We start from the raw sequence: 20477 nt of genomic DNA on the forward strand, positions 1-20477 counted from the left end.
CGCGGCCGAAAGCATGCATCCTCCATGACCGGGAAATCCGTCGGCTCACGAAGGTATCCATTCGCCTTATTGGGAGGTGCTTTCCAGCCAGGCGAGTATCTCGTCGCGGTTCTCGTCGAGCCTGGGCGGCGGGGCATCGACAGAGGGTTCGCCCGGCACCATGCGGAACCCGACGCCCGGCAGGCGCACATCGCCATCCAGCGGCAACCCCGGGACGGCGAGCGACGCCAGGGCGCCCGGCCCGGCCAGCGCCGAAGCCTCGTCCACCCGTCGCACCACGCCGCACGGTATGCCGGCAGCGTTCATGCCGGCTTCCCAATCCGCCGCATCCCGCGTCGCGATCACGCCGGCCACTTCCGCCTTCATGGCATCGAAGTTTGCACGCCGCGCGTCGTCCGTCGCAAAGCGCGCATCGCGCAGCCATTCTTCCTTACCCACGAAGCGGGCCAGGGCTTCGAACTGGTTCGGCTGCACCACGCCCAGGGAAATCTGTCGGCCATCGCGCGCGACAAACAGAGACGCCGTGGGCAATCCGCTGTAACCGGTGTTGCCCATGCGCGACATTGGCTGACCGGTGACGAGATAGGGCGTCAGCGCAGATGTCATGAATGCGAGGCTGGCGTCGAACATCGACACATCGATATAGCTGCCACCGCCGCCGCGTTCGCGCTGCATCAGGCCGGACAGGATCGCCAGCGCGGCCGTCTGACCGGTCAGTGTATCCACGATCGGGAACCCCACGCGAACGGGCGGATCGCCTTCCTCGCCGCTCAGCATCATCATCCCGCTGGTCGCCTGGACGATGTTGTCGATCGCCGGCCAATCGCGCTGAGGGCTGTCCTGTCCATAGCCGGATACGGAGCAATAGACGATATCGGGGCGCAGTTCGCGCACCGCATCATAACCGAGTCCCAGCCGCGCGATCACCCCCGGGCGGAAGTTCTCCAGCAGCACATCGCTGCGCGAAACGATGGCGCGGGCAATGGCCAGATCGGCTGCGTCCTTGAGATCGAGCGCGATCGATTTCTTGCCCGCGTTGGCGGCGATGAAGGCGGGCGCCATGCCGTCGAAACGGCGATCCGAGCCGTAGGAACGGAACCCGTCGCCGCGTTTGGGCTCGATCTTTATCACCTCTGCCCCCATCTGCCGCAGCAAGTGGGATGCGTAAGGCCCTGCCATGACGTGGCTGAAATCGGCGATGCGGATGCCCGCAAGCGGCTTGGTCATGGTTTCTCCGGAAATTGCTTGCGAACGACGGTCCAGCCCGTTCCCGCGCAAAGACCGCAGGGATCGCCCGCGAACATCGCGCCGGCGCGCTTGCTGCCCTTCAACTGCCAATCAAGCCAGGCCACCCCGACGCGCGCATATTCGCCCCCGTTGACCATCTGGTACGTGCCGCCATGCCCGGTCGGCAGGTTGCCGTAGAACACGGGAACGTGATCGATGCGATTCACGTCGTCCGTGCCGTTGGGATAGGCGATATCGGTCGGTCCGCCCAGGATATAGGCAACGGGCGTATGCAGCTTGCGCAGATCATCCTTGGTCACGGGAACGCCGCTGATGCCGGTGTTCCCGCGGTTATAGACACCGCTGTTCATCACCATGACGGTCTTCACGCGCGGATCCGCGCCTGCGACAATCGCCTGCAATCCGCCGCAACTGTGCCCCATCACCGCGATGCGGGTCGTATCGATCCGCCCCTTGAACGATCCCGCCCGGTCCGCGCGCACGGCCCAGTCGATCGCCGCGACCAGCTGCCCGGCGGTCGTTTCGTCCGGCGTCGGACGCGGCGGCGGGAACGCGACCGGTGGGCCATCGGGCAGCCGATCCAGTGCGGGACTTTCCACACCCGGCGCTCCGTTGGCGATCACGAAATAGCCATGGCTTGCGATCTCGCGCAGGAAATGGCTGGCGGAAAGCCCATTGTTCTTGCACCCGCCGTTCCCCCACAGCACCAGCGGCAAACGCTGGCGCGGCAGGCGGGCCGGGCGGTAGATCGTATAGCCCGGCGCATCGGCGCGGCTTTCAGCGACCGCCGGCCAGGCACCGGCGCCCGCAGGCGCGCCGATAACCCCCGGCCCGTGTGGAGCGCCCGCCGCTTGCGCGGACGCCATCGTCGCGACCAGCCCCGCCAGGACGATCAATCGTTTCATGATTTGCCCCCACATTCGATCCGGTCGCGGCCACGCACCGCGGCGCGCGCGGTGCGAAACGCTCTCATTCCATCAAGGCCAAAACGCGCGAGCGCCCGGGCATTGGCTTCGGAATCCCGCAGATAAAGCGCATCGAAACGCGCCTGCTCGGACGCAGAAACGCCGCTGATCACGACATGCCGCGCGCGCGCCTCCTCCATGCCCTTGTCCAGCGCGACACGGATTTCCCGCGCCAGCGCCGCTTCCCATACGGGTTGAGCTTCGGTCAGGATGGCGCGTTCCTCATCCGTCAGGCTGTTCCAGCGTGCAGCCCCCATTGCCCTTGCGGGATAGGCACCGCGCGGGACAGCCAGCGTGTTGTAATACCTGGCCACTTCCGCAAAATGCAAAGCCTTGAAGGTATCGCCTGGCGCGATCACGCCATCGATCACGCCCTTGGCCATGGACGAATAGACATCCGCCATCGGCATGTTGACGGGATCGGCTCCAAGCGATTCCAGCACCGTCAGCAATTCCGTCGGCGCCCGCAAACGCAGGCCGCGCAGATCGGCAAGGCTGCGCACCTGCCGGTTTGTCGTAACGATGCCAGCCAGCGATCCGCCCTGAACCGCCAGAACCTTGAGGCCCTGAAGCTCGCGGCCGATTTCAGGCTCCGCAGCGGCGATGCAGCGATAGAGCGCAACCTGCGATTCCACGCTATCCGCGCCGCTGTAGAAGCCGGTCTGGATGCGCAGCAGATGGGTGCCGCCGCGCGCGTAGATCGGCGTTATCAACCCCACGTCCGCCACACCGTGACGGAGTTCCTCCATCGACATATCCGATGAAAGCAGCGCGCCCGACCAGCTGGGACGAATCCGGATACGGCCGTGCGAGCGCTGCTCCACGAACGCCATCCACGCCTGATCCGCCTTGCTGAACGGATGGTTCGGGCTGTACGGCGTTGCATAGGTCAGCTCGGTCACACCCGGCGAAGCTGGCCGCGCGCACGCGCTGATCAGCATTGCCAGGGCCAGCACCAGACGTTTCACGCAAGCCCCCGCGCGACCAGGAAATCGGCAACCAGCGTCACCATGCGGTCGTGATTCCAGTTCTTGGCATCGACCATGTCCGCGTCGATCGAAAGGACGGGGACGCCCGCCGCTTCCAGTGATTGCGCGGTGATCTTCGTGCCCGATTGCGAAAGCCGGTTGTCCGGCGGCAACAGCACGACGCAGGCATCGATCCCGCAGCGCTCCGCCTCGCTGGTCATCCAGCCGTTCATCCACGGTGGAAGGTGCAACACCTCGTTCATCGAGCAGATACGGCTGGCCAGGGCATCCATCGGGCGTCCGTGCAACTCGCGGATATACTGCGGCCCGGCGAACGGCATGTACATGGACCAGACGAACACGGCGCCGAGCCGCTCTTCCAGCGCTTGGTAGAAGCCCGGGTCGTGCCACACCCCGGCACCGATCCACATCAACCGGATCTTCTCATGCGCGGCGGTGCCCGCCCCGCTGGCGATGCGCTCCATCACTTCATCGCGGAAGCGACGAGCATGATCCACCGCCCAGTCCGATCCCCGGTGCCATTGCGGGATCATGGTGTTGGGCATCTGTTCGGCGATGGATACCGGGCACGGACGCGCGCGGCCGATCGCCTGCGCGGCCTCCCAGATATACCCTTCCTGCTCGTTGATCCGCTCCATCAGGTGATGGAGCCTGGCTTCGTCGAACTTGCGGCCGGTGCGATTTTCCAGCAGCGCGATAAGGTCGCGCATCTCGGAAACCATCAGCGCGATGCGGTCGGCATCGTAGATTTCCTGCCAGTCGTTGCGGGAATGCGCGAACCAGCGCGGGTCCTTGTGCTCCCACGCGGGCGCCTCCATCGGGAAGAACTCGCTACCCAGCGCCTCGGCCCACTGGCCGAAGACGTGCTGGATGCAATCGCAGGTCATCCGCGCGACCAGCACGGTCGGCTTGGGCAACCCGCCCCACGGCGCGGACTTGGGATCGTTGGCCAGCGTGCAGGCAAGGCCCAGCGAACAATACTTGCAGCTGTTCTCCGGAAAGCCATGGCGCGCCATCACTTCGAAGTACTGGTTCGAAAGCTGCTTGGCCGAAATGTAGGCCGACCACCACTGGTTGGTGATGATCGGGATGTCCATCACGTGAAAGATCTCGTGCGGCGTATCGGCCTGGACGATTGCGAAAGGTTCGCCTTCATCCACCACCCGGCGCTTCAGATCGATGCCGAACTGCTTCTGGTAGGCGTTGGCGGCGGCGGTGCAGGCCAGGTCCTTGCGGCTGCGCTGTCCGGTGGCTTGACTCATTGGAATACTCCTGCCGCTTCGAGTTCGGCGATGCGGGCTTCGGACAGGCCGCAAAGGTCACGGGCGATGGCGTGTACGTGTTCGCCCATGCGCGGTGCGCGGAAGGGCGCGGGCCGATCCCGGGAGAACAGGATCGGCGTGGCGATATGGCCAAATGGCCCCAGCAGCGGATGATCCAGCGTCACCAGCGCACCCCGCCGCGCCAGCTGCGGATCGGCATCGATCATGTCCTGGCAATCCTGCACCACGCCGCACGCAATGCCGGCCGCCTGCAATTCCGCCGCGATCGCCCGATCTTCCCGAACGGACGTCCATGCCGCAATGTCGGTGCCGGCGATCGCCGCCAGCCGCGCCCGGTCCTGTTCCCCAAAAACGGTGATCGCCACCCACCGGTCATCGCCCAGCGCCGGGAACACATCCTGGAACAGCACGCGCGGATCGGCATTGCCCGCCCGTTGGGGGCGTTCGCCACGCTTGGCTGCCGCGAGATAGTCCCGCATCTGCTGCACGCAGATTTCGTACATGGAGGCATCGATATGGCAACCGAGGCCGGTTTCCCGCCGGTGCTGGAGCGCCGCCGCGACCGAGCCCGCCATCACGAAGGGCACGATCACGTCGCCATAGGGGACGGCCCCCGGGATCACCGGATCGCGATCGGGATAACCCGTCAGGAAGGTGCGCCCGGAAAGCGCGCCGCCGGTGCCGTCCACGCCCCATTCCTGCGCCAGCGGGCCGGTCTGGCCGAAGACGCTGCCCGATACCATGACGATACCGGGGTTGCGCGCCGCCAGCGCATCGTAGTCGAGGCCCAGCTTCTTCATCGTGCCGGGCGAGAAGTTTTCGACGACGACGTCGGCCCAATCGATCAGCGGATCGATCAGTTCGCGCGCCTCCGGCTTTTTCATGTTCAAGGAAACACTGCGCTTGGACGAATTGAGATGCGCGAACCAGGGCTTATCGTCCCAGTTGCCAGCCTGCGATGCCGAAACCTGCACGTCCAGCCGCGCCAGATCGGGCCGCGTGCGGCTTTCGATCTTCACCACCTCGGCGCCGAGATCGCCCAGCGTCTTGGTCGTGATCGAACCCACCAGCGCCCAGGCGAAATCCAGCACGCGCACGCCCGCAAGCGGACCGGGGCGAGCGCCGGCATGGACGGCGGGCGCCGCTGGCGTGGTCCCCGGACGGAACGTCGCAAAGCGGTCGGGCAATCCCGATGGCGTGTCAAAGAAGGAGCGCGCGGCAAGATGGGGATCGGCCAGCACATCCGACGGCTCGTTCGCCACGCACGCGTTGATGCCGCGCCGCAGCCCCTCGATGGCGATTTCCCGCTTCGTGCGCGAACGGAAGAACGCGTCGATGGCGGCTTCCCAGATCGCCCGCGTTTCCGCTGGCAGCGTCGAACGGTTGTACGCCAGCCAGTCCGTGCCGCGCAGCGGGTTTGGCATACCGGCATCGTCGATCCAGTCGGACAGCGCCTGGTTGGCGGGCGCGCCCAGCCGCCCCGTCATCAGCGAATGGAAGCACCAGCCGTCCGCCAGCCGCCAGATCGCGCGGACAGTGGCCTGGCCATAGGCCAGCGCTCCACCAACGCGCGCAAGCTTGCGCCGGTCGAATTGCCAGCACAGCACGCCGTTGAAATTGCGGCTGAACGCGACCTGCTGGATCGAGACATCGACATGCTGCCCCTTGCCGTGCGTGCCGCGCGCATAATGCGCGGCCATCGCGCCGGACGCCGCAACCATGTCGGCGTGGAAGGTGCAGGCGTCGCCCGCCTCTTTCACCGGCGGCAGTCCCGGCTCTCCTGTAACGCGCAAAGCGCCGCCCATTGCCGAGGCAACCAGTTCCCCACCCTTCCAGCCGGAGCGCGGGCCGCCGGACCCAAAAGGCGTGACCGACACGTGAATGGCCGCGTCCGGCACGGCAACGCCAGCCAGCCCTTCCAGCCCGATGTCATCGATCACGAACGAGGCGCCTTCGACCGCGCCGCCAAGCTCGGCCCCCAGAGAGACCAGGAACCGTGCGAGAGGGCGTTCCGCCATGCCGCCGAGCACGGCGACACGATGGCCAGCAAGCGGTATCATGCGGCGCCTCCCTGCAGGAAAGCAGCGATCTCGGCCTCCACGCCATCGTTCGCGCGCCAATCGCGCCGCGTCAGGATCAGCGCGGGAATATCGATCCTTGCCAGGACATCGCGCTGCGCGGGCAGATGCCAGACGCGGGCATCGTCCTCTTCGGCGAACCACAGCACCGCCGCCAATGCGCCGCATTCGTCCGCCTGCGCTTCCAGCGCCTGCGCGCGATCGAAAAACGCCCGCACATCCGCGCGCCTCGCGTGAAGCTGACGAGCAAGTGCGGCGAACGGATCGCCAGTGCCTTCCTCGACCGGCGGCCCCGGGTCCGCCCACGCATCGCCCAGCGTTTCACCGGCCGCGATCCAGCCGGCGCGTTCGACCATGCCATGCAGCCGGCGATCCGGGGGCGGCGTACCCGCGATCAGGCAGACCCGCCCGGGCTGCGCATCCGCCGCGGCAGTTGCATTCGCCCGGCGCACGTTGGTTTCCGCGATGCCCCGCTCAAGCGCGATCTCACCGACGCCAAGACGATCGGCCAGCTTCCGCACGCTGGCAACCATGTGCTGTGCGCTGCTGGCACGTCCGATCTTGGCGACATCGAAGATCAACGGTTCGGGGCCGCCGACCTCGCCGAGCCGGCGCAGCTCGCTGATGTAGTAGTAAAGGCGCTGCGCGCCATCGTCGGCACGGGAAAACACCACGGCATCCAGGTGGTCGAGCCGGCCATCCAGCCAGTCTTGCAGGACGGAATAGGTCCAGCGCGGAAACTTGCTCTCCAGCCAGCGGTCTGCGGCGGGCGTTTCGCGGTCGATGTCCCAGGGAAGCAAACCGGCATGCACGCCTGTGGCGGCAAGCAGGTCTTGCGGCAAATCCGGGCCGAGTGATGCAATCATGGTCATTGTCCGAAAAGGCCCGGCAGCCACAGGGCCATCGCGGGAAACAGGATCAGAAGAAGAAGATGGACCAGGTCGCTGGCGAGAAACGGCATCACCCCCTTGAAGATGCGGTTGATGCTCACGTCCTTGGCGACGCCCTGGATCACGTAGAGATTCATGCCGAGCGGCGGATGAACGAAGCCGATTTCCATCGCGCGGGTGATGAAGATGCCAAACCAGATCGGCGACATGCCCACGCTTTCCACCACGGGCAAAAGGATCGGCGTGGTCAACAGCATCAGCGCCAGGCCATCGAGCACGGAGCCGAGCAAAAGCAGAAGCCCCGCCACGACGATCAGCGTCGGAATCGTTCCCAGGGCAAGGCCGGTTACCCAATGGCCGACGGCATCGGTAAGGCCTGTCACGCTGATGAACGTCGAGAAGACGAGCGCACCGATGATGACCAGAAAGATCAGACCGCTGGTCCGCAGCGTTTCGGAAAAGGCGCGGAACAGCACTTCCCGCGTCAGGCGCCCCCGCCAAGCCGTGATTGCCAGGGCGCCAACCGTGCCGATCGACGAGGCTTCGGACGGGCTGAACCACCCCAGCACGATCCCGCCCAGCACAAGGCACAACAACCCGAGCATGTCCGCGATGCGCAGCATGGCCTGCCCGCGTTCACGCCAGGTCGCCCGCTCGCTGGCAGGGGCGATCGAAGGCCGCCAGCGGACAAGCAACCAGACGACAAGGCAATAGAACAGCATCTGCGAGATACCGGGAATCAGCGTTGCCGTGAACAGCTTCCCCACGGACTGTTCCGCGATGATGCCATAGACAATCAGCGCGCCGGACGGCGGAAGCATCTGACCCAGCGTGCCCCCTGCCGCGACCGTTCCCGTGGCGAGCGCGTCCGAATAGCCGCGCTGGCGCATTTCCGGCAGGGCCACCAGCCCGATCGTGGCGGCGGTGGCAAGGCTCGATCCGTTGATCGCACCAAACCCCGCGCACCCGCCGATCGAGGCATAGGCAAGCCCGCCACGTCTGTGCCCGACCAGCTTGGCCGCGGCATCGAACAGGTCGCGGCTGGCATTGGCCGAAAAGAACAGATGCGCCATCAGCATGAACAGCGGCAGCGTGCCCAGTTCGTAGCGTGTCAACGTTTCCACCACGATCACGCCGGCCTTGATCAGCGCGGGTTCGAAGCCCAGCGCAACGATCAACCCGCCGGCGCCGACAAGCCCCAGCGACACGCCGATCGGCACACCCGAAATCAGCAACGCGAACAGCAGGACAAGGCCGATCAGGCCGGTTTCAGGCGTGGCGAACATCAGCGCTTGCGCTCCACCAGTTGACGCGCAAGCAGGACAAGCACGGCGACAAGGCCCGCGTTGAGGAACATCCTCAGCCAGCGCCACGGCACGCCGAGCAGTTCGCTCACTTCCTGGCTGCCCCACAAATCGCTGGCGAGCCACGCGGACCCCCAAAGAAGAGCGGCATAGAACGCCATCGTCAGCAATATCGAAAGGCGTTCGACGAGATGCGCGCCACCGGGCTTCAGCCGGCCCAGCACAAGGTGAACGCGCGCGTGATTGCGCGCCAGCGTTGCGGCAACGAGCGCCAGCGTCCCGGCTACCAGCACGCCCACCTGCACAAGCTCGATCGCGCCTTTCAGCGGCAGGCCGGTGTGGCGTCCGATCACCGACAACAGATTGAGCCCGGCCGCCGCGATCAGCGCGGTGCCGCCGGTCCAGATCATGATGCGCGCAAGAACATTCATGCCGCTACCTCTTGCACGCGCCCATCGGCATCGATCCGGATACCGGGCATCCCCGCATCGCGCGTTATGCCGTCGACGTAGGCGCGTATTTCTGCGGCCCGGTCCGGCGGCGCCAGAACCGGCCGCCCCGGCGCTTCGACATCGACCGGGATGATCGCCGGCACGATGGCGCCATCCGCGCCCCAATCTATCCGTCCCAGGAACGCGTTCACCGCCTGCGGGTGAAACGGCGCCAGCGTATAGGCCGGATCGGGTTCGAAACCGAACAGCGCCTTGCGCCGCTGCGCCCATTCGCGGCGGGCCGGATGATCCTGCGCCGGGCTAAGCGCGCGGGTGACGACACACCCGTTGCCAAGGCCGTGAAAGATCGGCTTCCCGCGATAGAATTCGATGCCACGCACGATATGCGCATGGTGACCGATCACGACATCCGCCCCGGCGTCGATCGCCGCATGCGACACGGCGCGTTCGTAGGGGGCCAGCCGCGCGGGCGTATGGACGATGCCCTTGTGCAGCGCCACCAGCACCAGATCGGCCACGGTGCGCGCGCGGGCAATGTCCTCGCGCAGGATCGCCACCGCCGCGTCGGTCAACGCGACGAGGTTCGCCGCGGGCGCGACCGGGCTTCCGTCCGCCGTTTCGATCGGCAACCACGCGCAGCCAGCGCGGTCCGGGCCGGCCCAGGCGCTTTCGGGACCGACGCAATTGTAGCTGAGCAACGCGATGCGCCGGCCGTTACGGCCCACCACGGCCGGCTCGCGCGCTTCGGCCAGTGTCAGCCCCGCCCCGGCATGGGCGATGCCGTGCGCATCAAGCCCGGCAATGGTATCGGCTATGCCTTCGGCACCGCAGTCGGCGATATGATTGCCGGCAAGGCTGACCATGGAGAACCCCGCCCCGGCGATCGCCGCGATATTTTCGGGCGGCGCGCCGGGCGCCGGGACGTCCCCCTTCATCTCGGCTCCGCGCGCGGTGTGTGGCACTTCCAGATGACCGATGGCGAGATCGGCGGCGCGAACCGCAGGCGCGATTCCGTCGAGCCAGTAGGGTGCGTCCGGTTCATCAAGAACGAGATCGCCCGCCAGCACAATGGAGATCGCCTCCCGGTTCACGCCGCCTTCCCCCCTCATCGCGATCGTCAGAACGCCTTGCGGACGCTGATCGCGAACAGCCGGCCGATCGGATCGGCGGCCGTGGCGTCATACCCGCCGCTGCCGTTGCCGCTGGGCGCCAGGTTCACATAGGGCGGCTTCTGGTCGAACGCGTTGCGCATTTCAAAGCCCAGAGTCATGCCCTTGTCAAAGAACCCCGTCGCCTTCTGATCGCCGATGCGCCAGCTGATCGAAAAATCGACCGGCGTGAAGCTCCCCACCGACTGCACGGGCACCGCGAGGTTGTTCTTGTACCCCCCGACGTGCGTGATCAGCACGCGCGCGCTGACCGGGCCATGATCCCACAGGATGCTGGCGCGCGCCTTGAACTTGAGCGGATTGAAAATCACGTTCAGGCGATCGACCAGCGGCGCCGTGGGCGTGACGGCGACGCGATATTTGGTGAGATAGGTTCCCGACACGTTGAACGTCAGCGTATCCCTGTCGGAAACGTCCTTGGTCCAGGTGCCGGTAAAATCGATGCCGCGGGTAATCGAAACGCCAAGGTTCTGGCTGCGCCCGTCCACGTACAGGGTGACGTTCGCAGGGTTGCCGCCGGGAAACGATCCGCTGGCCAGCGCCACGCCTTGCGCCAGCAACTGCTGAACCCGGGCGGCGGCGGCTGCATCGCGAAGGATGATGTTCGTGCCGGCATACTGCGCCTCGTTACCCAGAATGGTCAGGTTCGACAGGTTGGCGAGCACCTGGTTGCGATAGTTCACATCCCAGTACGTGATGCCGAAGTGCAGCGTCGGGGTGGGGTCGAAGTCGGCGCCGATGGACCAGGTGGTTGCCGTTTCAGGCTTCAGGTTAAGGTTGGGGCCGGACAGCGCATAGCCCTGCAACGGCGCTCCGCCGGCCGGGTTCTGATAGCTCTGGCCGAACAGGTTGTTGGAGTTGCCGTAGATTTCGGGGATCGTCGGCGCACGGAACGACGTGCCATAGCTGCCGCGCAGTTTCAGGCCCCGCACCGGCTCCCAATTGATCCCGAACTTGGGATTGGTGGTGCCGCCGACATCGCTATACTTGTCGTAACGCACCGCGGCGTTGAGTTCGAGCCGTTCAAACCCGGGCATCGCGTTGGCCGCACCGAAGACCGGCACGAACAGTTCGCCATAGACCGAATCGACCTTGCGTCCAAAATTGCGGAACACGATCGGCGTGGTCGGAGCGCCGCGCGCCGATCCCAGCCCCACGGTGAAATCCTGCCTTTCGTAACCGCCTGCCAACTTCACTTCACCACCGGGCAGCGCGAACAGCGGCCCGTTGATGCGCCCTTCATACGTCTTCAACCGCCCGTTGGTCGGCGCGAGGAAGATCTGGTTGGCAAGGACAGCGCGGACCGCGGCGCTCGTGCGCCCCAGGCCATAGGGATCGAACGCGGTGGCCGGATCGCTGCTGGCCAGCGCGGCCGTCAGCGCGCCATTGTTCAGCCCGAAGTAGGAGCCGGAGAAATCGTGCGTCTTGCCATAGCCGAACAGTGCCTCGACTTCCCAGTTGTGCGGCAACTTTGCCTTGATGCCGGGCGTGATCTGCCAGCTTTCGGCATAGCCGAACGAATCGTTGGTCGGCAGGTCGTTGCGGAAGTTGTAGTCCAGTGTGTAGCTGGTGCCGGTGAAGCCAGCCGGGCGCACAAAGAACGCGTTGGTCTGCGGAACCGTTATGCGGGCGTTGGTGAACCCGGACTTCCGGTAGAAATCGCGCTTGGAATAGAACCCGTCGTAAAAGACGCTCAGCCAGTCGGTAAGGTCGTACCGCCCGGTGCTGTTCACCGAATCATACTTCTGCCGCGGCGCCAAGTCCTGGTTGGTCAGTTCGTCGCACTTGTTAAGCGTCCCCGCGACAAGCGCACCCGCGGTCGCCTGCGTCACGCCCGCCGCCGGTATCGCGTAAGTTGTGCCGTTCGCGTTGATATTGCCCGGCGCGCAGCGCGCGATGCGGTAATCCGCGCCTCCGAACGGAGTCTGGTTGTTGGTGAAGAACGAACGGTTGTCACCGCTCAGGTTGGAGCGTTCGACATGTTCGTAAGCCACCATGATCTGGCCGCGCTCGAACACCTTGCCCAGCGCCGCACCCAGCGAATATTCATGAAAATCGCCGCGACCGCCGATGCCCGCACGCGCGAACACCTCGCCTCCATCCAGCGACCGACGCGGAATGAGGTTCACCACGCCGGCAACCGCATCGGAACCGTAGATCGCCGATGCGCCGTCCGCCACGACCTCGACCCGTTCGACGCCCAGCGAAGGCAGGACGGAAGGATCGATCGATCGGCTGTTGTTGGTCACCCGGTGGCCATCGATCATCACCAGCGTCGCATAGGGGCCGATGCCGCGCAGGTTGACCGAGTTGCCGTAAGTGATGTTGCCACTACCGCCGGACTGGCCGCGCGAATTCTCCGAAACGCCCAGATCGAATACCTGCGGTATTTCCTTGACCATGCGATCGACTGTTACCGCGCTGGACGCCTCGATTTCCTTCCGCCCCAGGGTGGTGACGGTGGAGCCCACCGGCGCCTCGCCGCGCACGCGGCTACCGGTGACGATGATTTCGGCGCTGCTCGGTTCGTCCTGCGCGGCGTCCTGGGCCATCGCGGGCACTGCCGCGATCGCCAGGCCACAGCTGCCGATACAGAACGCTGTCCGTAAACGCGTGATCTTATTGCCCTTCATGTTGACTTACTCCTTCCCCGCGGCCGGCTGCGCGGCCTTTCCTTCCAATGATGCTCAATCGGCGACTGGCAGGTCGATCCACGACGTCCCGCGCCCGCCGCGTTCGACGGCGATGACGGGCGCTGGCGTCTGCATGATCTGCTTGAGATTGCGCTGGCGCGGATCCGCGCCGGCGATCGTCACGCGCAACCGCGCGCCGGCCGGCACGATCCGTGAAACCGGTGTAAGGTCGATCGCCAGATCGGCCTGCTGCCCCACCGGCAGCGGCGCCACGTCGCGCTGCAGGCCGGAATGCCACGGCAGGCCCAGCGTGTTGTAAGGGGCGGCGACCAGCTTTCGGTGCGACAGCGCCAGCCGGCCGAACGAGACGACCTCGACCTTGCCGTCAGCGGCCACTTCATCCAGATAGACGAACACGTTGGCATCCGGCTTGTCGGCCGAAACCTTCAGGCGCACCACGGGATAGCCGACCAGCTTCATCGCACGGGCCAAAGGTGCGCTGGTGTAGCTCAGTCCCTTGTCATCCATGGGCCTGGCCCAGAAAGCGAAGTAGTCCGGGTCGGGCAGGTCATAGCGCACCGTGAAGCGATCGGTGCCGCGATTGGCCGGCGTGGAAGCCAGCACGCCATCGTTGACCGACCGGGCAGAGCCGCTTCTGCCTCCGTCCAGGAACCATGAGACGGGCTTCACGCCCTCGCCCGGCAAGGACCGGGAACGGACATACCCGCCCTTCCCCTCCAGGCCTTCCACCCAGTAGGTCGCGCGCGGCTCGCGCTCGATGCCGTTGTCGACGCCCTTGAGGTAATGGTCGAAGTAGCGGCGGACTTCGCCGGTGAAATCGAACCCCGGCGGCGGCACGCAATGACTGCCCGGACCAGCCAGGAACTTCGCGCCGGGGAGGTTGGCCGCGCTCAGAATCGATTGCGCGGTCGGTTCGTCCTGCCAGTTGCTCCAGAAGTAGGTGGCGATACCGGCCCGGCGGATTGCGCCCATATAGTTGTAGACGCTGGCTTCGTTCCAGAAGGCATTGCCGGTCAGCGGCGAAACACTGTCGCGATAGGGCATGCCATACCACAGGGCCGCCATCGGCGTGTTGGCCGCATGCTGGGCGACGGCGGCCTTCAATTGCATGCCGTTGGCGTCGGCATCGACCGGGACGCTTGCCAGATCCTCGCTCAGCGGTTCGTCCGGCCTCGTGTTGAACTGCGCGGTTATGCCGCCTCGCTTGACGAACGCATACTTGTCGAGATCCGAGGCGCCGATGAAAACCGCCTTGAGCGATGGCGGCGCCGTGGTGGCGGTGTGAAACGTAGCCCCGCCCAGATACGAACAGCCGATCATGCCGACCTTGCCCGTGGAGAACGGCTGGTGCGCCAGCCATTCCACCAGATCGTACCCGTCCCGGGCTTCCGTCCGGTCCTGGAAACCATGGCGGCTGCCGAAAGACGCGCCCTTGCCGCGGATGTCGGCCACGGCGACGACATAGCCCGCCGCGATGAGCGACCGGAGCGCCATCCGATCATTCAACGCCACCTCGTTGACCTTGCCGTCCTGTCCGACGAAGCGGGCACGGTATGGCGTGAACACGAAAATCACCGGCAGCGGCGCACTTTCCACCCCGCCGCTGCCCGCCGGACGATAGATGTTCACGGCAAGGCGCGTGCCATCGCGAACGGGCACATAAAGCGAGCTGCGCTGTACGTCAGGATAGTCGGCAGCGTTGCCGGGCACCGCAATTGCGGCTGCTGCCGCCACCGCTACCCACCGAATCGCCTGCATGGCGCCTCTCCAAATTGTTGACAATTTGATCGGCGATCCCGACGCCGCAGGCAACGGAAAAATCGATCACAATATTGTTGACAATATTGTCCGGGGTTGGAAAACGACGGATATGGTTGAAAATCCGTCTCTCCGGGCCCCCACCGGGTCCGAAATCGCCGACTGGGTGCGCGATCGCATCCGGGCTGGCCGTTTCGTCCCCGGCCAGCGGCTGGTGGAAGTCGACATCATCCGGCAGACCGGCGCCAGCCGATCGAAAGTGCGCGAGGCCTTGCAGCGGCTGGAAGGCGAAGGCCTGGTCCAGATCGAGGAATTTCGCGGAGCTTCGGTCAAGAATGCCAGTCTGGAAGAAGTACGTCAGATCTATCGCGCGCGCGTCGCGCTGGAAGGCATTTGCGCCGGCGATTTCGCGCGACAGGCGACGCCGGAACAGAAAGAGCGGCTGTGTGCCGTTCAGGATGCCCTCGACCGCTGCGTGGAAGATCGGGCGCCCGAACGCTTCGGACGGCTGAACGTGGAATGGCACCGGCTGATCGTCGAAGGTTCCGGCAATTCGGTGATTGCCGACCTTCTCCAGCGATTGAACGTGCCCATCCATCGCCTGCTGTTCGAAAGCTTTTACGACGACGAACGTCTGCGCACCGCGAATGCGGACCACCAGAACATGGTGAAACTGCTGCTTGCCGGGGATGCGGATGCCAGCGAACAGGCCATGCGCAGGCATATCGAGGACGGCTTCGTCACGCTTTCCAAGATCGAAAGCGAATTTTACCGGTAGGCGCGGCGACGCGGCCCCGCCCCCCTCCGCCTTCAGGCGCTTTCGCGGGCGATCAGGCGAAATCCCACGTCGATCCAGCGTTCCCGCAATGGCTCGCCGTTGCCATGCTTGCGGATCGCGGCAATGGCTTCGCGCGCGATCCGCGCGCCATCGACTTCGACCGACGTAATCGTCGGCCGCATTTCCCCCGCGATCGAACTGTTGCCGAAACCCACCACGGCAATATCCTCGGGCACGCGCAATCCGGCCGCCATTGCCTCGACGATGATTCCCTGCGCCAGATAGTCCGAACCGCAAACCACTACATCGGGCATGTCCGGCAAGCGCCGGATTTCGGCGAAGATGCGGCGCGCATGACCAAACCGCGAAGGAACCTCCACACTCGATTCCGTGAGAGCGATGCCCTCGGCGGCCGGCCATTCGGCGAAAAAGCCATCGCGCCGCATCTGCGCGCGCGTGCCGCTGGCCGTCACCAGATGCGGCCGGCGGTAACCGCGCGACATCAGGAAGCGCGCCACATCGCGCCCCGCCGCCTCGTGCGAGAATCCGACCGCAAGGCCGATGGGCTCTTTGGGCAGATCCCACACTTCGATGAACAACGCAGGCGACCGGCGGACCATCGCTTCGACTTCGGGCGTGACCGGGCCGGTAAAGATGATCGCATCCACCCTGCGGCTCAACGCCGCGCGAATGAGATCCTCGGTGCGCCGGGCCGACACGCCCGTAAGCCCGAGCATGACGGTAGTGCTCGCCCCCGACAGTTCTTCCACCATCGATTGGATCGTGTCGTTGAAAATCGAGTCCGTCAGGTAAGGGATCAGCACCGCGACCATTTTCGACTTGCTGGACGCAAGCCCCCCGGCGAGCAGGTTGGGAATATAGCCGGTGGCGGCAATCGCCGCGCGGATGCGGTCGGCGGTCGCGGGCGCAACCACCGACGGATTGTTCACGAAGCGGCTGACAGTCGCCGTCGAAACCCCGGCATGCGCGGCGACATCGTCTAGCGTGGGTGATCGGCCGGGAACGTCGTTCATCCGCCTTGCCTAGCCCGCCCCGCCCCCGGTGCGCAATCGCGTTACGCGAAGCGCAAGGGAACGGAAAGCGCACCGATTTCCGGCCATCGGCTCACGGTTACCGGACCATCGAGCGAAAAGCTGTTTGTCGCACCGAGGATCTCCTCCAGCGCCACGCGCAGTTGCATCCGGCCCAGGTGCACGCCGGGGCAATTGTGCGGCCCCCGCCCGAAGGCGAGGTGCTGGGCGATGTTGGGCCTGTCGAGGATGAACGTATCGCCTTGGGGGAACACCTCCTCGTCCCGGTTGGCGGAAGCATAGACGAGCGCGATGGCCTCGTTTGCCGGAATCGTCCGTCCGCCCATTTCCACGTCGCACACGGCGGTGCGCGCAAAGCCGCGATAGGGCGTGTAAAGGCGCAGGAATTCCTCGATCGCGGCCGGAATCAGCGAAGGGTCCGCCCGCAATTGCTGCTGCAGCGCCGTGTCCCGCGAAAGATGGACGCAGATATTGCCGATCATCACCATCGGCGCGACCATGCCGACCACCAGAACCTGACGCACCGTGCCGACCAGCAGTTCCTCGGGGAAAGGCTCACCCTCGTGCCGCGCGGCCAGCAACGCGCTCGTCGGGTCGATTTCGGGGTCCTGCGGCTGCTCGCGCCGGATGGCGATCAGCCCGCGCGCCATTTCATACAGGCGCAAGCTGGTTTCCTTCATCCGCTCCGGCGTGTTGGAATGAACCGCCAGGATGAAGGCCCGGCCCGCGTCATGCAGGGTATCGAGCCAGGCATCGGGCATGCGCATCCATTCGCCAAAGATATGGACCGGCAGATAGCTGGAAAATTCGACGCAGATGTCGCCGCCACCCTTCGCGACCATGGGGGTCAACAGCCGCTGTGCCAGCGCCCGCGCCTTGTCCGCGTAGGCTTCCGATTTTTCCAGCGAAAGCAGCGGATTAAGAGCCTTGCGATAGGGCGTGTGCTCGGGCGGGTCGAGGTGAAGCGGCGGCCGGCGGCCCGTGTACGCCACCTTGGGCACCACGTTCTGCACCGACGTGATGAACGTGGAAGAATCCGAGGCCGCACGCTTGACATCGTCATAACGCGTCAACGCCCAGAAACCACCCAGGCCATCGGTGTGCGCCACCGGACATTCCCGTCGCAAACGCGCATATTCGCGATGCGCGCTGTCGAAGTCCTCGGGCTTTTCTGGATCGAAATCCTGCGGAACGGTGGTTTTCATGGCGCGATGCATAAGTATCGACGAATGCATATGCAAGCGCTATCATCTTCCCTCACGGACACCGATGCCGCCGATAAAATGGGGAGAATGCGTGAAACAGCACCACGAAGCGCAGGGCGTGCCCGCCGTTGAACAATCGGTGGGTCGCAAGGTGCTGCTGCATCTGGTCGTCCCGGCGGCGTTCTATGTGCTGATGGGCGCGATAGACCGCACGAACGTGGGGTTTGCCGCCCTCGATATGAACCGCGCCCTCGGCCTGTCGGGCACCCAGTACGGCTTCGGCGCCGGCGTCCTGTTCGTGGGCTACATGCTGGCGAAATATCCCAGCGTGCTGCTGTACGAAGCCATCGGGATGCGCCGCTGGCTCACGGCGATAACCGCCGCGTGGGGGCTGGCGTCCTGCGCGATGGCGATGATCTCCACCGAATGGCAACTGTATGGCCTGCGCGTGCTGATCGGTTTCGCCGAAGGCGGCCTTTCGTCGGGCACGATGCTCTATCTGAGCCAGTGGGCACCCGAGCGGTACCGTGCATCGATCCTCGCCATCCCCATCACATCCATCTCGGTGGCCCAAGTCATCGGCGCGCCGGTTTCCGGGTTGCTTCTCGATCTGGATCACCCACTGGGGATGGAAAGCTGGCGCCTGATGTTCCTGGCCGAAGCGCTCCCGGCCCTCGCGCTTGCGGCATTCGCATGGCTGCATTTCCCGGATTCGCCGGACGATGCCCGCTGGCTTACGCCCGAGGAACGCGCGTGGATCCGCGGCAACATCAAAGGCGCGTCGAAGCCTGGCGCCATGCCGGACGCGCACGCCACCGGGGCGCGCTGGGCGGTGCTGCGCGATCCGGTCGGCTGGCTGTGCTGCGCCATCTGGTTCTGCATCCTGGCTTCCAACTACGGGATCATGTTCTGGCTGCCGCAGATCGTGAAAGGCCTTTCAGGCCTGAGCGCCGGCGCCACGGGGCTGGTCGTCGCGCTGCCGTGGGCGGCCAGCGGCATCGGCCTGGTCCTCAATGCGCGCCATTCGGACAAAACGGGAGAACGCTATCTCCACGTCGCCGTGCCCTCACTTTTCGGCGGACTCGGCCTGCTGGTTGCCGATTGGGCCGGCGCCAGCCTGCCCGGACTGATCGCGCTGATCATCGGGGGCGCATGCACCGGCTGCACGGTCGCGGCATTCTGGGCAATACCGACGCGGATGCTGAAGCCCGCAAGCCTGCCGATGGGCATCGTCGTCATCAACATGGCCGGCAGCCTCGCCGGAGCCACCGTGCCCCCCATGATGGGATACCTGAAGGAAACAACCGGCTCGTTCACGCCGCCGACGCTCCTGCTGGTCGGCATCGCGGCATTGTGCGCCAGCCTGACGCTCATCGCCCGGACGGTCGCCGCGCGCGCACAGGCCGCTGCGTGAACGGTCAGGCCGGGCGCCGCCACGGCCTGCGCACGATCGCCATCCTGGCGAGCGTGGCCGCACTCGGATCGATGGCGATCCACATGCTGGTGCCGGCCCTGCCAGTGCTGGCCGGCGAGCTGGGCCTGAATCCCGCACGCGCCCAGCAAGTGGTGAGCGTCTATCTCGGCGGCCTTGCCTGCGGCCAATTGATCGCGGGGCCGGTTGCCGATCGCTGGGGCCGCCGCCCCGTTCTCCTGCTGGGCCTGGCCTGCTACATGCTGGGCGCGGCCGGCGGCGCGCTTGCCGCGAACTTCCCGCTGCTGCTTGGCGCGCGGCTGCTGCAGGCGATGGGTGGAGCGGCCGGAGTCGTGGCATCGCGCGTCATGGTGGGCGATCTGTTCGATCGCGTGGAAGCCGCAAGCAGGCAGGCCACGCTGATGACGATCGTCCTGCTATCCCCGGCAATCTCGCCCGTTATCGGGGGGCTCATTGTGACTCGCAGCGGGTGGCGCATGATCCTGGGAATGCTGGCGCTGGTGGGCGGCGCCTCGTTCGCGTCATCGTGGCTTCTGCTTCCGGAAACGCGGGACAGGACCGGTGCGCCTGCCAGCGGCTCCTCCACCGCCCATCCGCGGGCCAGTTCGGCGAGGCTTCTCAAAGGGTATGCCCGACTCCTGTCGAACCCGGGTTTTCTGCTGGCGACGGGAAGTCTCGCCTGCGCCAGCAGCAGCCTCTACATGTTTCTGGGAAGCGCTCCTTTCCTGCTGATCCGCCAGTTCGGACTGACACCGGCGCAAACGGGCACGGCGCTGCTTGCCATCGCGGGCGCCGGCATCGCCGGAACGCGCCTGGTCGGCCTGACCGAGCGCCGCGGCGATGCGCTGCTGGCAGGCACAGCGATCGCTTTGGGTGGAACATTGCTTGCCACATGGCTGGCCTACCGCGGGATCATCGGCCCGGTACCACTCGTCGCCCCGATGATGTTGCTGGGCGTGGCCTCCGGCATGATCGGACCGGCCGCGATCCATGCCGCGATCTTTGCGGAGGAAGGGCTCGCGGCAACCGCGGCCAGCCTCGCCGGGGCGACGCAGATGCTTGCCAGCGGCTGCGCCATGGCAATCCTCGGCCTGTTCGCCCCGGTCACCCCGTTACGGCTGGCGTTGGCGCTGCTGCTGACAACCGCCTTTGCGTTCTGCTGCGCGCTTTCACGCCTCCCGTCGGCACACGAACAACGCAATCGCGCGCACTGACGGACG

16 protein-coding genes are annotated in these 20477 nt (G+C 65.7%); 3 read left to right on the forward strand and 13 right to left on the reverse strand.

Annotated elements, in window-relative coordinates:
* Positions 1 to 66: 66 nt before the first annotated feature.
* From F1640_RS21760 to F1640_RS21810, 11 genes are read right to left on the reverse strand one after another with little or no spacing between them, the layout of a single operon-like run.
* Entirely contained in the window at positions 67 to 1227 is a 1161-nt protein-coding gene (locus F1640_RS21760) for a CaiB/BaiF CoA-transferase family protein (RefSeq protein WP_124808916.1), read from the reverse strand.
* Positions 1224 to 2153 (reverse strand): hypothetical protein, encoded by a 930-nt coding sequence (locus tag F1640_RS21765; RefSeq protein WP_223806566.1) that lies wholly within the window; start codon positions 2151 to 2153, stop codon positions 1224 to 1226. The genes F1640_RS21760 and F1640_RS21765 overlap by 4 nt, the downstream gene beginning before the upstream one ends.
* The gene (gene dctP / locus F1640_RS21770) at positions 2150 to 3181 is read right to left on the reverse strand and encodes a TRAP transporter substrate-binding protein DctP (RefSeq protein WP_223806565.1); all 1032 of its coding nucleotides are present in this window, start codon (positions 3179 to 3181) and stop codon (positions 2150 to 2152) included. Before dctP ends, F1640_RS21765 begins: the two co-directional genes overlap by 4 nt.
* Positions 3178 to 4464, reverse strand: coding sequence for a 2-hydroxyacyl-CoA dehydratase subunit D (locus F1640_RS21775; RefSeq protein WP_124808915.1), 1287 nt, complete (start codon positions 4462 to 4464; stop codon positions 3178 to 3180). Before F1640_RS21775 ends, dctP begins: the two co-directional genes overlap by 4 nt.
* Complete coding sequence (locus F1640_RS21780) at positions 4461 to 6545, reverse strand: CoA transferase (protein WP_124808914.1); 2085 nt, start codon at positions 6543 to 6545, stop codon at positions 4461 to 4463. Before F1640_RS21780 ends, F1640_RS21775 begins: the two co-directional genes overlap by 4 nt.
* Positions 6542 to 7429, reverse strand: coding sequence for a hypothetical protein (locus tag F1640_RS21785; RefSeq protein WP_223806564.1), 888 nt, complete (start codon positions 7427 to 7429; stop codon positions 6542 to 6544). The genes F1640_RS21780 and F1640_RS21785 overlap by 4 nt, the downstream gene beginning before the upstream one ends.
* Before the next feature lie 2 nt (positions 7430 to 7431).
* Positions 7432 to 8739 (reverse strand): TRAP transporter large permease, encoded by a 1308-nt coding sequence (locus F1640_RS21790; RefSeq protein ID WP_124808912.1) that lies wholly within the window; start codon positions 8737 to 8739, stop codon positions 7432 to 7434.
* On the reverse strand, positions 8739 to 9188 hold the full coding sequence (locus F1640_RS21795) for a TRAP transporter small permease (RefSeq protein WP_124808911.1): 450 nt from the start codon (positions 9186 to 9188) through the stop codon (positions 8739 to 8741). The genes F1640_RS21790 and F1640_RS21795 overlap by 1 nt, the downstream gene beginning before the upstream one ends.
* Positions 9185 to 10300, reverse strand: a complete 1116-nt coding sequence (locus tag F1640_RS21800) for a CapA family protein (protein WP_223806563.1) — start codon at positions 10298 to 10300, stop codon at positions 9185 to 9187. Before F1640_RS21800 ends, F1640_RS21795 begins: the two co-directional genes overlap by 4 nt.
* Before the next feature lie 26 nt (positions 10301 to 10326).
* Positions 10327 to 13011, reverse strand: a complete 2685-nt coding sequence (locus F1640_RS21805) for a TonB-dependent receptor domain-containing protein (protein ID WP_124808909.1) — start codon at positions 13009 to 13011, stop codon at positions 10327 to 10329.
* Positions 13012 to 13065: 54 nt separating this feature from the next.
* Positions 13066 to 14790, reverse strand: a complete 1725-nt coding sequence (locus F1640_RS21810) for a CocE/NonD family hydrolase (RefSeq protein ID WP_194921864.1) — start codon at positions 14788 to 14790, stop codon at positions 13066 to 13068.
* Here F1640_RS21810 and F1640_RS21815 point away from each other — a divergent pair.
* Positions 14732 to 15568, forward strand: a complete 837-nt coding sequence (locus F1640_RS21815) for a GntR family transcriptional regulator (RefSeq protein ID WP_233497275.1) — start codon at positions 14732 to 14734, stop codon at positions 15566 to 15568. The two genes, F1640_RS21810 and F1640_RS21815, sit on opposite strands and share 59 nt — an antisense overlap.
* 32 nt (positions 15569 to 15600) lie before the next feature.
* On the opposite strand, the gene F1640_RS21820 is transcribed toward F1640_RS21815, so the two are convergent.
* Together F1640_RS21820 and F1640_RS21825 are read right to left on the reverse strand one after the other, a co-directional pair.
* Positions 15601 to 16602, reverse strand: coding sequence for a LacI family DNA-binding transcriptional regulator (locus tag F1640_RS21820; protein WP_124808907.1), 1002 nt, complete (start codon positions 16600 to 16602; stop codon positions 15601 to 15603).
* Positions 16603 to 16643: 41 nt separating this feature from the next.
* Entirely contained in the window at positions 16644 to 17825 is a 1182-nt protein-coding gene (locus F1640_RS21825; RefSeq protein WP_190287192.1) for a cytochrome P450, read from the reverse strand.
* Between the two features lie 91 nt (positions 17826 to 17916).
* On the opposite strand from F1640_RS21825, the gene F1640_RS21830 reads away from it, so the two are divergent.
* Both F1640_RS21830 and F1640_RS21835 read left to right on the forward strand, forming a co-directional pair.
* Positions 17917 to 19239, forward strand: coding sequence for an MFS transporter (locus F1640_RS21830; protein WP_223806561.1), 1323 nt, complete (start codon positions 17917 to 17919; stop codon positions 19237 to 19239).
* Positions 19236 to 20471 carry an MFS transporter gene (locus F1640_RS21835; protein WP_223806560.1) on the forward strand — a complete coding sequence of 412 codons (1236 nt, stop codon included), beginning with the start codon at positions 19236 to 19238 and terminating at the stop codon, positions 20469 to 20471. Before F1640_RS21830 ends, F1640_RS21835 begins: the two co-directional genes overlap by 4 nt.
* The last annotated feature ends 6 nt before the right edge of the window (positions 20472 to 20477 follow it).

The organism is Novosphingobium sp. NBM11, assembly GCF_015390225.1.
Lineage (GTDB): Bacteria > Pseudomonadota > Alphaproteobacteria > Sphingomonadales > Sphingomonadaceae > Novosphingobium.

Bases quoted from the DNA above. Each gene is read 5' to 3' on its own strand.
- F1640_RS21760 (WP_124808916.1), bottom strand. From the start codon at position 1,227: ATGACCAAGCCGCTTGCGGGCATCCGCATCGCCGATTTCAGCCACGTC.
- F1640_RS21765 (WP_223806566.1), bottom strand. From the start codon at position 2,153: ATGAAACGATTGATCGTCCTGGCGGGGCTGGTCGCGACGATGGCGTCC.
- F1640_RS21775 (WP_124808915.1), bottom strand. From the start codon at position 4,464: ATGAGTCAAGCCACCGGACAGCGCAGCCGCAAGGACCTGGCCTGCACC.
- F1640_RS21780 (WP_124808914.1), bottom strand. From the start codon at position 6,545: ATGATACCGCTTGCTGGCCATCGTGTCGCCGTGCTCGGCGGCATGGCG.
- F1640_RS21785 (WP_223806564.1), bottom strand. From the start codon at position 7,429: ATGATTGCATCACTCGGCCCGGATTTGCCGCAAGACCTGCTTGCCGCC.
- F1640_RS21790 (WP_124808912.1), bottom strand. From the start codon at position 8,739: ATGTTCGCCACGCCTGAAACCGGCCTGATCGGCCTTGTCCTGCTGTTC.
- F1640_RS21795 (WP_124808911.1), bottom strand. From the start codon at position 9,188: ATGAATGTTCTTGCGCGCATCATGATCTGGACCGGCGGCACCGCGCTG.
- F1640_RS21805 (WP_124808909.1), bottom strand. From the start codon at position 13,011: ATGAAGGGCAATAAGATCACGCGTTTACGGACAGCGTTCTGTATCGGC.
- F1640_RS21810 (WP_194921864.1), bottom strand. From the start codon at position 14,790: ATGCAGGCGATTCGGTGGGTAGCGGTGGCGGCAGCAGCCGCAATTGCG.
- F1640_RS21820 (WP_124808907.1), bottom strand. From the start codon at position 16,602: ATGAACGACGTTCCCGGCCGATCACCCACGCTAGACGATGTCGCCGCG.
- F1640_RS21825 (WP_190287192.1), bottom strand. From the start codon at position 17,825: ATGAAAACCACCGTTCCGCAGGATTTCGATCCAGAAAAGCCCGAGGAC.